This window comes from Pseudoalteromonas sp. (assembly GCF_018402495.1).
Lineage (GTDB): Bacteria > Pseudomonadota > Gammaproteobacteria > Enterobacterales > Alteromonadaceae > Pseudoalteromonas.
Genome location: NZ_JAGYIU010000002.1, coordinates 23,497 through 37,531, shown reverse-complemented (window position 1 = coordinate 37,531; position 14,035 = coordinate 23,497). Strand labels below are relative to the sequence as shown.

14 protein-coding genes are annotated in these 14,035 nt (G+C 38.7%); 4 read left to right on the top strand and 10 right to left on the bottom strand.

What is annotated here, in order from left to right:
- Positions 1-188: 188 nt before the first annotated feature.
- Genes KG708_RS05670 through KG708_RS05635 form a run of 8 tightly spaced genes read right to left on the bottom strand, consistent with a single transcriptional unit; the run spans position 189 to position 7,175 of the window.
- Entirely contained in the window at positions 189-1,874 is a 1,686-nt protein-coding gene (locus tag KG708_RS05670; protein ID WP_213608508.1) for a complex I subunit 5 family protein, read from the bottom strand.
- Positions 1,871-3,373 carry a proton-conducting transporter membrane subunit gene (locus KG708_RS05665; protein ID WP_213608507.1) on the bottom strand — a complete coding sequence of 501 codons (1,503 nt, stop codon included), beginning with the start codon at positions 3,371-3,373 and terminating at the stop codon, positions 1,871-1,873. Before KG708_RS05665 ends, KG708_RS05670 begins: the two co-directional genes overlap by 4 nt.
- Positions 3,370-4,797 carry a proton-conducting transporter membrane subunit gene (locus tag KG708_RS05660; protein WP_213608506.1) on the bottom strand — a complete coding sequence of 476 codons (1,428 nt, stop codon included), beginning with the start codon at positions 4,795-4,797 and terminating at the stop codon, positions 3,370-3,372. Before KG708_RS05660 ends, KG708_RS05665 begins: the two co-directional genes overlap by 4 nt.
- Positions 4,798-4,817: 20 nt before the next feature.
- Positions 4,818-5,126: an NADH-quinone oxidoreductase subunit K gene (locus KG708_RS05655; RefSeq protein ID WP_213608505.1), complete on the bottom strand. Its 309-nt coding sequence runs from the start codon at positions 5,124-5,126 to the stop codon at positions 4,818-4,820.
- Complete coding sequence (locus KG708_RS05650; RefSeq protein ID WP_213608504.1) at positions 5,119-6,069, bottom strand: hydrogenase subunit MbhD domain-containing protein; 951 nt, start codon at positions 6,067-6,069, stop codon at positions 5,119-5,121. The genes KG708_RS05655 and KG708_RS05650 overlap by 8 nt, the downstream gene beginning before the upstream one ends.
- Positions 6,062-6,397, bottom strand: a complete 336-nt coding sequence (mnhG, locus tag KG708_RS05645) for a monovalent cation/H(+) antiporter subunit G (RefSeq protein WP_213608503.1) — start codon at positions 6,395-6,397, stop codon at positions 6,062-6,064. The genes KG708_RS05650 and mnhG overlap by 8 nt, the downstream gene beginning before the upstream one ends.
- A complete protein-coding gene (locus tag KG708_RS05640) occupies positions 6,394-6,666 on the bottom strand; it encodes a monovalent cation/H+ antiporter complex subunit F (protein WP_213608502.1) in 273 nt (90 codons plus the stop codon). The genes mnhG and KG708_RS05640 overlap by 4 nt, the downstream gene beginning before the upstream one ends.
- Entirely contained in the window at positions 6,663-7,175 is a 513-nt protein-coding gene (locus tag KG708_RS05635) for a Na+/H+ antiporter subunit E (protein ID WP_213608501.1), read from the bottom strand. Before KG708_RS05635 ends, KG708_RS05640 begins: the two co-directional genes overlap by 4 nt.
- A gap of 309 nt (positions 7,176-7,484) precedes the next feature.
- Here KG708_RS05635 and htpG point away from each other — a divergent pair, with 309 nt between their 5' ends.
- Positions 7,485-9,398, top strand: a complete 1,914-nt coding sequence (gene htpG / locus KG708_RS05630) for a molecular chaperone HtpG (protein ID WP_213608500.1) — start codon at positions 7,485-7,487, stop codon at positions 9,396-9,398.
- A 153-nt stretch (positions 9,399-9,551) separates the two neighbouring features.
- Positions 9,552-10,196: an adenylate kinase gene (adk, locus tag KG708_RS05625; protein WP_036982340.1), complete on the top strand. Its 645-nt coding sequence runs from the start codon at positions 9,552-9,554 to the stop codon at positions 10,194-10,196.
- Between the two features lie 73 nt (positions 10,197-10,269).
- Here adk and tpx read toward each other — a convergent pair whose 3' ends face one another.
- Positions 10,270-10,851 (bottom strand): thiol peroxidase, encoded by a 582-nt coding sequence (gene tpx / locus KG708_RS05620; protein ID WP_013465186.1) that lies wholly within the window; start codon positions 10,849-10,851, stop codon positions 10,270-10,272.
- 210 nt (positions 10,852-11,061) lie between these two features.
- Between tpx and KG708_RS05615 the strand changes: the two genes are divergently transcribed.
- Positions 11,062-12,066: a response regulator gene (locus KG708_RS05615; protein WP_213608499.1), complete on the top strand. Its 1,005-nt coding sequence runs from the start codon at positions 11,062-11,064 to the stop codon at positions 12,064-12,066.
- A gap of 6 nt (positions 12,067-12,072) precedes the next feature.
- Positions 12,073-13,041 carry a diguanylate cyclase gene (locus KG708_RS05610; protein ID WP_213608498.1) on the top strand — a complete coding sequence of 323 codons (969 nt, stop codon included), beginning with the start codon at positions 12,073-12,075 and terminating at the stop codon, positions 13,039-13,041.
- 687 nt (positions 13,042-13,728) lie between these two features.
- Here KG708_RS05610 and KG708_RS17805 read toward each other — a convergent pair.
- Positions 13,729-14,007: a DDE-type integrase/transposase/recombinase gene (locus KG708_RS17805; RefSeq protein WP_213608497.1), complete on the bottom strand. Its 279-nt coding sequence runs from the start codon at positions 14,005-14,007 to the stop codon at positions 13,729-13,731.
- Between the last annotated feature and the right edge of the window lie 28 nt (positions 14,008-14,035).

Below are 14,035 nucleotides of genomic sequence, written 5' to 3'. Positions count from 1 at the left end.
GTTAATTCCAACCTGCATAAATATTTGAGCAATTTAACGAATTAAATCACCCTATAACGTTGTTAAACTTTTTCATTTAGAACAACTAAATATCAAAAATTTTGCCTAGTTATAGAGCAATTTTCTTATCGTCAAAATAGATCCCATATCCAAGCAGCTCGGTATAATTAAGTGAGTTAACACTGAATTTAAAATAATACAGCGACCACAAATAATGCGATTATTAAAATGAATGACGCGGCAATATAACGAGAAAAAGTATGTTCAATACAATTAAGTCTGTTGAGTATTGCTGGTAAATGCTGCACCAATGACAACTTTAATGGTGTCTTGAAAACAGGCCGATGTAATTGTATGTAATCTAGAAATACCTTTATTTTTAATAAGGGAAAAAGTATGTCACCAGCTTTAAATGAGTAGGTACAATAAGGACGTAAAAAATACCAAACAAGTAATGTAAATAGAGGTAGCCATACTAAATTTAAAGCCTGCTGCCATTGCTGCAAAATAGTCGGTAGTGTTAATTCGCTTAACAACAGCGATGGTCCAAGCGCACATAAACTAACCAGGCTAAGCCATCCGATCAACATACTCGGGGGTAATTTCTTTGGTGTCACTGCTTTTTCAAGCCATAAACAATATAAAAAGCGCAGCATCAGTAACGTTGTGGTGGCTGCGGTGGCCGTTATACTTGGTAACAACCAAGTTGGTAAGTATGGCGCTGATAACGCGTGTTTGAGTGCTAATTTTGCATGGATACCACTGTTAAATACTCCGATGAGTGATAAAGCAGGTATGAGCATTGCAGTGCATATTATAATTATAGGTATGCTTTTGTAGTGCTCTTTTATTCCTACCGATAAAAAAAGCGCGCCTTTGGTTATGCCGTGATGAAAGGTAAACAATAAAACCACAGGAAATAACGTTTGCCAACTTTGTGGAAAAATAAGCGCGGTACCAATAGCGCAGCTTATTAATCCCATTTGGCTAATACTTGAATACGCTAAAATAGCTTTTGGAGCAGATTGGCAAAAACCAATAATGGCAGCACCAAAGGCTGCAAATAGCCCTAATAGTAGCATTGTAAAGCCTATATTTGGCAGCGTTATAATGCCAAGTGGAATGAGTGTTAACCAAGCAAACAGGCCTGCTTTTATCATTGCTCCACTAAGCACTGCGCTTGCTGGTGTGGGCGCAACAGGATGAGCGAGTGGTAACCACATATGTAAAAAAGGTAAACCCGCTTTAACGCCAAAGCCAATTAATAGACAGCTAATGATAAGTGGTAGATTGTTTGCATGAATGAGTGATGCGCGTAGATCTGTAAATAACACACTGGAGTGTGAGGCTGCCTCACTGGTTAAAAATAACCCTGCAAGAATAAACATTTCACCTATCACAGCCATCACCAAATACACTTTACCTGCAAATAATGCTGCTTTGTTTTGGTTGTGGATCACGAGTCCATAAGCCGAAAAGGTCATTAATGCAAAAAAGCCATAGAAGCTAACAATGTCTTGGCTAATGATTAGGCCAAGATTACCACTTAATGTCATTAGCCATAGCAGCCAAAAGCGCGGTGCTTTCGTACTATTATTTATATACCCTACTCCATAACAAGCTGAAAAAAACCAAAGTAGTGCGCTAACACGAAGGAAAATATGTTGCATTTCATCAGCCATCCAAACGCTGCCTAAAAATAACCAGGGTACTGAGAGTGATTGACTTGGCATAAAGCTCAGTATTAACGCAGGTAAAGGGGCAAGCACACTTAAATACGGCAAATATTTACGCCAGTTAGGATGAAAAAAAGCGGTTATTGCCAGAAAAGGAGCGCAAGGGGTTAAAAGCAGCCAAAACTGCAAGAATGTCATGGTTGATACTCCCGTGTAACAATTAATTGCACCCAGCTTAGCGGGCTAAAATCTGAGCCTGCAAATAACCCCGCTGTAATACTTAAACCAGCCGTAATTAAGGTTGGAATAAGTAATAGTGGTATGGCGTCGCGGTATTTTTTTTGATTACTCACTTCGTCAGGCCATGGGCCTTTTTGTGGTAAAAACCAAATACGATGTAAAAGAGGTAAAAAATAGGTAGCATTTAATAAACTACTTGCCAGTAACACCCAAATAACCCATTGCATATTGGCAGCCAGTGCACCGGTACCTAAATACCATTTGCTTATAAAGCCTGCAATAGGAGGCAGCCCTATCATTCCTAATGCACCAACGGTGAATGCAATGCTTGTATAGGGCATGCGTTTACCCGTACCGTTTAGTTCAGTTATTTTATGAATGCCCAGTGTTTCAGCATAATTTCCAGCACAAAAAAACAATGTGACTTTCATTAATCCTTGGTGTAACAAATGAACTAACCCGCCAATGGTGCCAATAGGCCCGAGCAAAGTAACTCCTAATAAAATGTAAGACACTTGACTGACGGTTGAAAACGCTAAACGCTTTTTTATATCTATTTGTTGTATTGCGCGCCATGAGCCGTATAAAATTGTAAAGCTGGCAAATATACTCAATACAAATAAGTAGCCTTGTTGCCATGATAAAGCCACACCAAAAACATCATATACCACACGAATAACGCCAAATGCACCGGCTTTAACGACCGCAACCGCATGCAATAGTGCGCTCACTGGCGCAGGCGCGACCATTGCTTTAGGGAGCCAGCCATGTACAGGAAATAATGCTGCTTTTACTGCCATGCCACTGATCAAAAGTAAAAATATGACAGCGGCACTCACTGGTTCACGGGCAACAAATTCAGCCATTTTTGTTGTATCACCAAACGCTATATCGCCTACAAAGGCGTACACACATGCTACACCTAGCAGTAATACAAGCCCGCCAATCAGCGTATATGTTAAATAAATACGGCCTGCGTTGAGTGCTTGCTGTGTGCCTCTGTGAACAACAAGCGGGTAGGTGGAAAGCGTTAGTAATTCGTAAAATATCAGAAAAGTAAATAAATTGCCTGCCAGTGAAATACCCATGGTACTTGCAACACACAAGCTAAAATACCCAAAAAAACGGCTACGATTAGGAGAATTTTCTAGATAGCCAATGGCATAAATTGTAGTACATAGCCAAAGAATAGATGACAACCCTGCAAACAACATAGCTAGCGCGTCCGCTTTGAGCACAAAATATAAACCAGGGAGCAGCTCAAAGGACACTTCAGGCGTGTATTGCTGTGCAACTAGGCGTAATAGCAAAATAATGAAGGCAATTTTTATTAAAGCTGCCACGATATTAATCGTTGTTCGTAAGCCATGGCGGTGTTCAGGTAACATGAAAATTATCATGGCGGCTAAAAAAGAGGTCATTAGCACCCAAACGGGTAACATAGTTAAAAAGCTCATGGCATCCTCATTTCAGCTAAGGTGAGGAGATCAAGTACCCATACAGAGAAGAAACCGAGTAAAATACTTAACACAGATAAGCTTAATGCTGACCATTCGAGCATAGCAGACGGTTGCTCAAATTTATCGCCTGCCTTAGTTTCTAAGTAGGTATATGAAAAAACTTTAAAAATATACGCTGCACTAAGCAGGCTCCCTAGCAATATTATAATTAGCCATACCCATTTAGATTGCATTAAAGCGCTTTGTACGAGTAGCCATTTACCATTAAAGCCGCCACTTGGTGGTAACCCCATAATACTGACGCCGGCTAAACCAAAAGCAAATATGTTCAGTGGTCTGTAGCGACTTAACCCCGCTAATGATGTTAAATCGGTTTTATTAGTGCAAATTAGCAAATTACCTGCGGCTAAGAACATCCCTGCTTTGGCTAATGCATGGGACAATAGCATTAGCACGCCCCCGTGTAAGGCATATTGATTGGCCGTGGGGTCTGAATATGAAAACAAAGGGAAGATCAGCATAAAATAGCCTATCTGGGCAAGCGTTGAATATGCAACAATCTGCTTTAATTGCGTTTGATTTAATGCCATCCAACTGCCCCAAATAATTGCGGTACCGCCTAAAGTTCCCATTAAAGAGCCGATAACGAATGCATTTTCACCAAAGGGGAGTGCCATCCATAATCGCAATAAAATATAAAATGAGGCTTTGATGACTAATGCCGAAAGTAAAGCACTCACGGGGGTTAATGAGCCGCCATGTGCGGGGGGTAACCAAGTGTGTAAGGGGAATACGGCGGTTTTCATCATTAAACCAATAAACATAAACCCAAGCGCAACAGCGGATGTGGTGGTAAGCGAAAAAGCGTCGCTAAGCTGCGATAAAGACAGCGTACCGAACTGAGCATAAAGCAAAGCAATGCCGAGTAAGTAGCCCATAGAACCTAGTAATGCAGCAAACAAATAACGCAAAGCTGCAGCTAAAGCGTGTTTATTTTGACCAAGCGCCACAAGTCCCACTGCGCTAAATGTTAAAAGCTCAAGTCCAACATAAAGATTAAAAAGATCAGCACTGAGCCAAATCGTATTGAGTGCCGTTAATAAAAACCAAAAAAAAGGCCAAAATTGTTTGAGTTGTTTAGCACGTAAGTAAAAGCGCGCATAAAAACCGCAAACACTCGCTACAACGCAGCTCATCATACTAAAAATAATAGCAAGTGCGTCTATGCGTAATGCAATTCCTAAGGGCAGTGTCCACCCTCCCATTACTTGCTGATAGGGACCTTGTGCAGAAAAATGCATTAACAACCATGCGGCGTTTACTACTAAGCCAAGCATAAAAATAAATGCTATACGGTTATTATAGCGAGCAGGCAACAGTAAAGAAATAATGGCGCCCAAAAGCGGTAGAATGACAGGCATGCTGATCGCCACTCCCATCATTATTGGTGCTCCTGATCTTCAGGTAAGGTGGTTTGTTGACTTATTGCATACCATTGCTTAATTAAAACCAATGCTAATGCCGTTGCTGCAACAGCAACAACAATGCCTGTAAGCACAAGTGCTTGCGGCAGGTGGTCGGGTTGCTTTTGCGCATTTTGTGCTAATCCAACTAAAATTAAAAACACCCCATTACTTAATATGTTAAACGCAATAAGACGCTTTATTAAGTGGCTATGAAAAATAAAACCAAATACGCCAATACCGCACAGTGCTACACCGGCATAGGAAAAAATTAAATAACTATTCATTATTTTCCTTCACATTCGAAAGAGATATATTTTGAGATAATACAAATAAGCTAAAAAGTATCCAGCCAATCGACAAAGTGACAGCAAACTCAATGAAAAAAATCGACACACCTGCAAATTCAAGCGGGTATGCAAGCAAAGCATCTCCTGTAAAAAGTGTTAATATGCCTACCATTAAAAATACACTTAAGCCAAAAACCCAGCCAAACTTTAGATATAGCTCATGGTTATTTATAGGTGTATTAAAACCCGCAAGATAAAAAAGTATAAAAGCGGCTGCTAATACTGATCCTGCTTGAAAAGCGCCGCCAGGTTGTGAAGCACCTGCCCATAATAAATACATACTAACTAAAAACAGCATAGGAAGAAAAAGTGTTAAACATGCATGCAATAAAGGGTTTGGCAGGGTAGGGCTGTGTATTTTGATATGTTCGTGCTGACGTAAACTCAAAGCAATAACAGCCACTTGCACTAATACTGCAATTTCCAGTAAGGTATCAAAGCTGCGATAGTTAAGCAGTATTGCTGTGATTGGATGTTCAACACCAGATGCATTTAGCTGCTCGATGATAGGCTGATTAATTGATATTGTTGGATTTAGCGGTTGGTTTACTGCAAGGGTTAACACTATCATAGTGCTTAGGCTGGCAATAAGCGCAAACCAAAAACGTGATTGTTTACACATTGATACCGTATAAGCTTGAGTGTGTTGGGGGGGCAATTGTGCTTGTGCATTTAAAAATAAAATACCGGTAATACCTGCACCAATTGCCGCTTCTGCTAGGGCGATATCAGGCGCATCAAGGCGTATCCATATAATTGCTAACATCAGGCCTAAAAGAATGAAAAAAATAATTGCTTTAAAAAGCACTGCTGACAGTACACTAAACAAAGCCATAAACAATAAAATAGCTATTAATGCGAGATCAATTAGCTCATTCATGCGCCGAACTCACTTGTTGTTCAGACTCATTAGGTTGACGCACAGCAAGCGATAAATTATTAGCTTGCCAGGCGACTAAATGACCACTTAAGGCACTAGCTAACATAACCAGCGCCCATATCAACAATAGCTTTAAAGCCAATGCGAACGAATCAACATTAAGAATAAGTGCTAATACAATGAGACCTAAACCTAAATTGTCAGCTTTAGTCAGGGCATGAATACGACTATATGTATCTGGAAATCTAAGTAAACCAAGCGAGCCAATACAAAAAAATAATGCACCAGTGATAAGTAAAATACTTTGTGCAACCATAACTGCTGTCATTTTTTTTCCTTAATGCTTTTACCCCATACCTTTGCAATAAAAGCAACTGTTAACATCATAGCTAACAGTGCAAGCACAAGTGCAACATCGCGTGCTGAGGGAAGGGTTTGCAGCTCTGCAAAAATAAGTAAAGTGGCAACAGCAGTTGTGCCTATTAATTGTGTTGCCATTATGCGATCAGCCATTGTTGGGCCACGCAAAATTCTAATAAGCCCAAATAATAAAGATAAAAATAAAATGACTAGTGTGATGATATAAATAACGATCATTTACTTACCCTGTTAGATGGTTGTAAAGAAAACATACATGCAATATAAGTTTCTAAGCGGATTAATTCTGGGATGATCTTTTCCTCTGTATCTAGGCAATGTATTTTTAATCCATGTTTAGTGGTGCTAATACTGAGAGTGCCAGGCAGCAAACTCATTGAGATCATAAATACCCATAATGGCAGCCCTTGAAAAGGTGTATTAAACTCGATCATTACAGAGCGTATTGTTAGTTGCTTACTAACGGTTTTTTTTGCTATGTCGATACCCGCTACAACAGAAGCAAATAAAAAATAACCCATAAACTTAATCATTGCGACCACATTGATGTTGTGGCTTTTTGGTGGGTATATATAAAGGCTTAAAACACTGCAAAATAACACACTCGTTAAACCAACAGGCCAACTTGATAGGTCACCTTCAGTTAAAATCCACCACACTGCACCTGCGGTTGCGTTACGTAAAAAAAAGGCATAAAGGAGATGCAGACGAGCAGCAAAATAATTCATTAATTCCCCGTTTAAAGTCTATACGCATTATCAAAGGTCAACAGACCCTACAGAGCACTTAAATGTTTTAAAACATGCATTCAACATACTAACATTTATGCGTTTTGTAAAATTGATCGCGCGCATTAAATATTAATATAGTACTCAAAAGAACGGTCTTGTTAGCGACAAACTTTTACTATCTCATGCTAGCCAATTTAAGTTAATTTCCTCTGTGCATCGCTTTTTTATATTTTCCTCTTGAAGTTCTCACACCTCCCCCCATATTAAGTGCATAACGCAGACACTTTGCAAATTGGAGATACATAAATGACTGCAGCACAAAAAGAAACATTAGGCTTTCAAACAGAAGTAAAACAACTACTAAACTTAATGATTCACTCGCTTTATTCTAATAAAGAAATATTCTTACGTGAGCTGGTATCAAACGCATCTGATGCAGCCGATAAATTACGCTTTTTAGCGTTATCAAACGGCGATTTATATCAAGGTGATGCTGATTTACGTGTGCGTATTAGTGCTGATAAAGAAGCCAACACAGTCACCATTTCTGATAATGGTATTGGTATGACACGTGATGAAGTGATCAGCTCTTTAGGTACAATTGCAAAATCGGGTACCGCAGAGTTTTTCAAAAACTTAACTGGCGACCAAAGCAAAGATTCACAACTTATTGGTCAATTTGGTGTGGGCTTTTACTCAGCATTTATCGTTGCTGATGAAGTGACAGTGCGTACCCGTAAAGCTGGGGAAACAACAGCTGTAGAATGGCAATCAAAAGGTGAAGGCGAATATACGCTGCAAGAAATTGAAAAAGAAGGCCGTGGCACAGACATTATTTTACACTTACGTGAAGAAGAAAAAGAGTACGCAGATGAATGGCGCCTTCGTAGCATAGTGACTAAATACTCGGATCATATTTCTACACCAGTACAAATGTACAAACCAGAAGTCCCTGAATCTGAAGGTGAAGACGGTGAAAAAATCCCAGCAGTTCCAGGTGAGTGGGAAAGCATTAACCGTGCTACAGCTTTATGGACACGTGATAAATCTGAAATCTCTGAAGATGAATATAAAGAATTTTACAAGCATGTAAGCCATGACTGGGAAGATCCACTTAGTTGGGGACATAACAAAGTGGAAGGTAAAACGGAATACACTAGCTTGTTATACATTCCTAAAAAGGCGCCGTTTGATTTATGGAACCGTGAGCGCCAAAGTGGCTTAAAACTCTACGTGCAGCGTGTATTTATTATGGATGATGCTGAGCAGTTTATGCCAAGCTACCTACGCTTCGTTAAAGGTTTATTAGATTCAAATGATTTACCACTAAACGTATCACGTGAAATACTTCAAGATAATAAAGTAACTCAAGCTATCCGCAAGGGGTGTACGTCACGTATTATTAAAATGCTTGAGCGTATGGCTAAAAATAAAGCTGATGATTACCAAACGTTTTGGAATGAATTTGGCCAAGTGATGAAAGAAGGCCCAGCGGAAGATGCGGCTAACAAAGAGAGCATTGCTAAATTATTGCGCTTTTCATCAACACACACAGATTCACAAACACAAGATGTATCGCTTGAACAATACATTGAGCGAATGAAAGACAGCCAAGATAAAATTTACTATGTTGTTGCTGACTCATTTATTGCTGCTAAAAATTCACCGCATTTAGAAATTTTCCGCAAAAAAGGCATTGAGGTATTACTACTAAGTGACCGTGTTGATGAGTGGATGATGAGTCATTTAACTGAATTTGCAGATAAGCAATTTCAATCAATTACTCGTGGTGATTTAGATTTAGGCGCTTTAGACGACGAAGAAACTAAAAAGGCGCAAGAAGAGTCTGAAAAAGAAGTGGCAGGCCTTATTGAGCGTATAAAAACCGCACTAGGTGATGATGTTAAAGAAGTACGCTTTACACATCGTCTAACCGATTCGCCAGCCTGTGTGGTGAGCGATGACAACGACATGAGCTCGCAAATGCAAAAGCTGATGGAGTCAGTAGGTCAAGCAGTGCCAGAAGCTAAACCTGTGTTTGAGCTAAACCCTGAACATCAGCTAGTTAAGCACTTAAATGATGAGCAAGACGAAGATAAATTTGCGCAGTGGTCACATGTATTACTAGACCAAGCATTATTAGCTGAGCGCGGTACCTTAAAAGATCCAACAGGATTTGTCACTCGCTTAAATAAACTTATGCTTGATTTAAGTAAATAAGCACAAAAAATCAATGATTGAGTAAAAAGGGAACCTTTGTTCCCTTTTTTATGCGCTGCTACGTAGGCAATTAGTATAAGTTACTTGAGTATCGGCAGCGCTTATGGAAGAATTCAGACTTTAAAATAAACTCTCATATTAGGGGACAATGATATGCGCATTATTCTTTTGGGCGCGCCGGGTGCAGGTAAAGGTACTCAAGCTCAGTTTTTAATGGATAGATACGGTATTCCACAAATTTCTACCGGTGATATGCTACGAGCTGCAATTAAAGAGGGCACACCACTTGGCCTTGAAGCAAAAAAAGTAATGGACGCAGGTCAGTTAATTTCTGATGACATCATCATTGGCCTTGTTAAAGAGCGCATTGCAAAACCTGATTGTGAGAAAGGCTTTTTACTTGATGGCTTCCCACGTACCATTCCACAAGCTGATGCAATGAAAGACAATGGTGTTGTCGTTGATCACGTTATTGAGTTTGATGTTGCTGATGAAGTGATTGTTGAGCGTATGGGTGGCCGTCGTGTTCATCCTGGTTCTGGTCGTGTTTATCATGTTGTTTACAATCCACCAAAAGAGGAAGGTAAAGACAACGAAACAGGCGAAGAGCTTATTATCCGTGAGGATGATACTGAAGAGACAGTTCGTAAACGCTTAGGTATTTACCATGAGCAAACAATGCCACTGGTTGACTACTATCAAGCAGAAGCGCAAGCAGGTAATACCCAGTACCATAAATTAGACGGTACTCAAGCGGTTGAAGCAGTAAGCAAGCAACTCGCTGAGCTTTTAGGTTGATTTTTATCTAAAATTAAAAGCATAATTAAAAAAACCGCTTCATAGCGGTTTTTTATTATCTGAAATTCGACCTTTAAAGCGTTTTAAGCTTTTCAATAACGCTATCGTATTCAGGCTCGGTTGATAAGCTACTAACTAATTGCTTATATATAACTTTATGGCTTTTATCGAGAATAAAAACAGCGCGAGTAAGTAACCCCATATCTTTAATTATTAACCCATACTTTTGGCCAAAATCACGCCATACAGAATCAGAAAGTGTCGTAACTTTATCGATATTTTCTGCTTTGCAAAAACGTTTTTGTGCAAAAGGTAGGTCAGCACTAATCGTCAACATGGCCACGCCAGGAAACTGTTGCGCTACTTTTTCATTAAAATGCTTTGTTTGTAGGCTACAAATGCCAGTATCTAAGCTTGGTACTACGCTGATCAATACAGCTTGCCCTTGGTAATTTTCTAATGTAATGGCAGTAAAGCTGTCGTCGACCACTTTAAAATTTGGCGCATCAGCACCGACTTTAAGGCCTTGGCCTAGTAACGTAACAGGTTTACCTTGCGCTGTTACTTTTCCTGCATCTAAGGTGTTTTCAGGTAACTCTGATGCAAAACTAGTGCAACAAAACAGGCTCAATGCAAAGGCTAATGAACGACGCATGGATTTTTCCTTTTAGATTAACGTAATGGTGATGAGTGTATTATACTGTGACTGACTTACCAAGTAGAATAATACGAAGCTTTTTTTGCTTAAAATTGTAAATATGTAATACATTGATTACTATATGCTAACAATAGTTAAAATTGCCTAAAATGTATTCGTGATTTTTACACGATTAAAATTACACCCGTTTTGAAATAGTGAGATTGTATGTCTACATCTGTTCTAATATGTGATGATTCTAAATTAGCACGACGCCAGTTGGCTCGCTCGCTACCTGATGATTGGGATATTAAAATCGAATTCGCGCATAATGGCATAGACTGTATTAAACAAATAATTAAAGCTCAACCTGAGATTCTTTTTTTGGATTTAAATATGCCAGAGATGGATGGCTATGGTGTATTGGCTGCGATGAAAGATGAAGGCATAAATGTATTAACTGTGGTTGTCTCTGGTGATATCCAACCAACAGCCCATAAACGTGTTTTAGAGCTCGGTGCGATTGATTTTATCAAAAAGCCGTGTTCAACTGAAAAGCTTGCTGCCATTATTGAACACCATGGTATAAGAGATAAGGCATTACGAGAGCAACTTGCAAATGCATTAGGTGAACAAGTTGATCCTGACGTAAGAGATATTTATCAAGAATTAACAAATGTAGCAATGGGGCAAGCAGGAGATTTGCTCGCAAGGTTGCTTAATGTGTTTGTTAAATTACCCATACCTAATGTGAATGTTTTAGAAGTCAGCGAGCTCGATATGGCACTGCGTTCAGTTGATAACAATAGTTCGACGTCTGGTATTTGCCAAGGCTTCATTGGTGGTGGTGTATCTGGTGAGGCGCTACTGCTACTAAATGATTCTAGTTTTAAAGAAATTGCGTCATTGATGAATTATGATGGTGAGCTTAACGATAAAGTCGAACTAGAGTTGCTAATGGATATTAGCAATATTCTAATAGGTGCTATTTTAACAGGGTTTTCTAGGCAGCTCGACATGACTTTCTCGCAAGGCCACCCAATTGTATTGGGTCAGCACCGAGATGTTTCTGAACTGGTAAAGTCAAATAAAGAACGTTGGCAGCGTACGCTTGCTATTGAAATTAGTTACGGTATTGAAAATCATGATATTAGTTGTGATTTAATGCTGCTCTTTACTGAAGATTCACTTAAAACTTTAAAGTACAAAGTTGCTTATCTACTAGAAGAATAAATATTTATGCCAGCAGATCTAGATTTAAATGAAATCCATTGGTTAATGGATATGTTTAACACAGTAGATGTAGGCCTTGTGGTACTTGACAGGGACTACAAAGTTTGTGTGTGGAATGGATTTATGGAAAATCATTCTGGGCTACTACCAAGCGCCGTAAAAGATAAAGACTTATTTGACTTGTTTCCTAGTATTGATGAAAAATGGTTTAAGAGTAAAGCGGAGTCTGTTTTTGTATTAAAAAACCGCTCGTTTACAATATGGGAACAGCAGCCGTATATTTTTCGTTTTAAAAATTACCGCCCTATTACTGGTAAAGCAGATTATATGTATCAAAATGCGACATTTATCCCATTAACCAATACCCAAGGAGAAGTAGAGCACATTTGCATCATTCTTTACGACGTTACTGATATTGCAGTTAACAAAAAAGAGCTCGAAAAACTAAACAAAAAATTAGAGCAAGTCAGTCAAACCGACAGTCTTACTCAGCTTACAAATCGTGGCCATTGGGAGCACTTATTGCACCAAGAATTTCTTCGTACTAAGCGTAATAAGGGGTGTTGCTCGTTAATAATATTTGATATTGACCACTTTAAAAAAGTAAACGATGATTTTGGACACGCCTGTGGCGATGAAGCACTTCGTCATATAGCAAGTTTGCTTAAAACTGCATTACGTGAAACTGATATTGCAGGACGTTACGGAGGTGAGGAGTTTGTAGTCACTTTATTAGATACTGATAAACAAGGTGCGGTTATCTTTGCTGAGCGTTTACGTAAACTTATAGAAACTTCTCCATTTAACTATAAAGAGCATAAATTGAAAATGACAATTAGTATAGGTATAGCTTGTTTAGACAGTGAATTTAAAGATCATGAGCATTGGATTGAAGCTGCCGACAATGCACTTTACCATTCAAAAGAAACAGGTCGAAATAGAGTGTCGATATACGCTGATATAAAAAATAAATAAATTAGTTTTGAGCAAGCACATAAATTTTTCTAGTATTATTAGGGGTAGCCTTTATAAATTGAAATTTGTTAAATCTAGGTGGGTAATCCCGGCGCGATATTTTTAACTCAACGTGCTAAACATTGAGTGGAAGAAATAGTTGACTCAACCTTGATAGGGCTCTTCCGTTAACGAATGTTATATATTTATGCTCCACAATTGCCTTCTGATAGGAAATAAAATCACTACACGTATTCGGCTTTATCTAAAATCAAGCATAATACTGTAAATTAAAACTAGAAAAATAAACAGATTCTCCGCATCTTTATTTTAATATTGATTCTCCACTAGATATCCTATAAAAATCAAGTCGGCTCTAATTTTAGTAATAGTATTATGTATGGACTCTATTTAATTGCAAGATAGTGGTTGGTAGGAATGCTAAGTTCATTGCTGCTATATATTTGATTACTTAACGCAGCTTGTGATTTTACTAGCCTTTTACGTACCCTATGTATCAATTGTATACCCTTTTGCTCAATGAACTTTATTGGAATGGTAATCTCCTCATTTGTAATGGAGGCGAGCTGTAGAATTTTCGTTATTTAATCTTCCAGCTTTTGTATTGTTGTTATGCCACACAAGCCCATGTTAGGGTGTTCATTATTATAAATTTATACCGAACCAGTCACTCTGTCTTGTAACTCACTAATATCGCTTTAAATACAATGATTTAGCCAGTCGTAATGAACAGTTCGATTGAAGCACTATACATGCATTTTGCTGCAGGTTATTAGGTTGAATAAACTTTAATTCGATATCATTATTCAACGCCCATTGCGCTAGCTGCTTGCTAATATATTCAGGGCCATTATCACATTTGATAGCTTTTGGTTTACCCCGCCATTCTATAATTTGATTTAACGAACGGATAACAGGTTCAGCTGGCAGTGATAAATCAGCGTCAATAGTTATACCAACCTGCATAAATATTTGAACAATTTAACGAATTAAA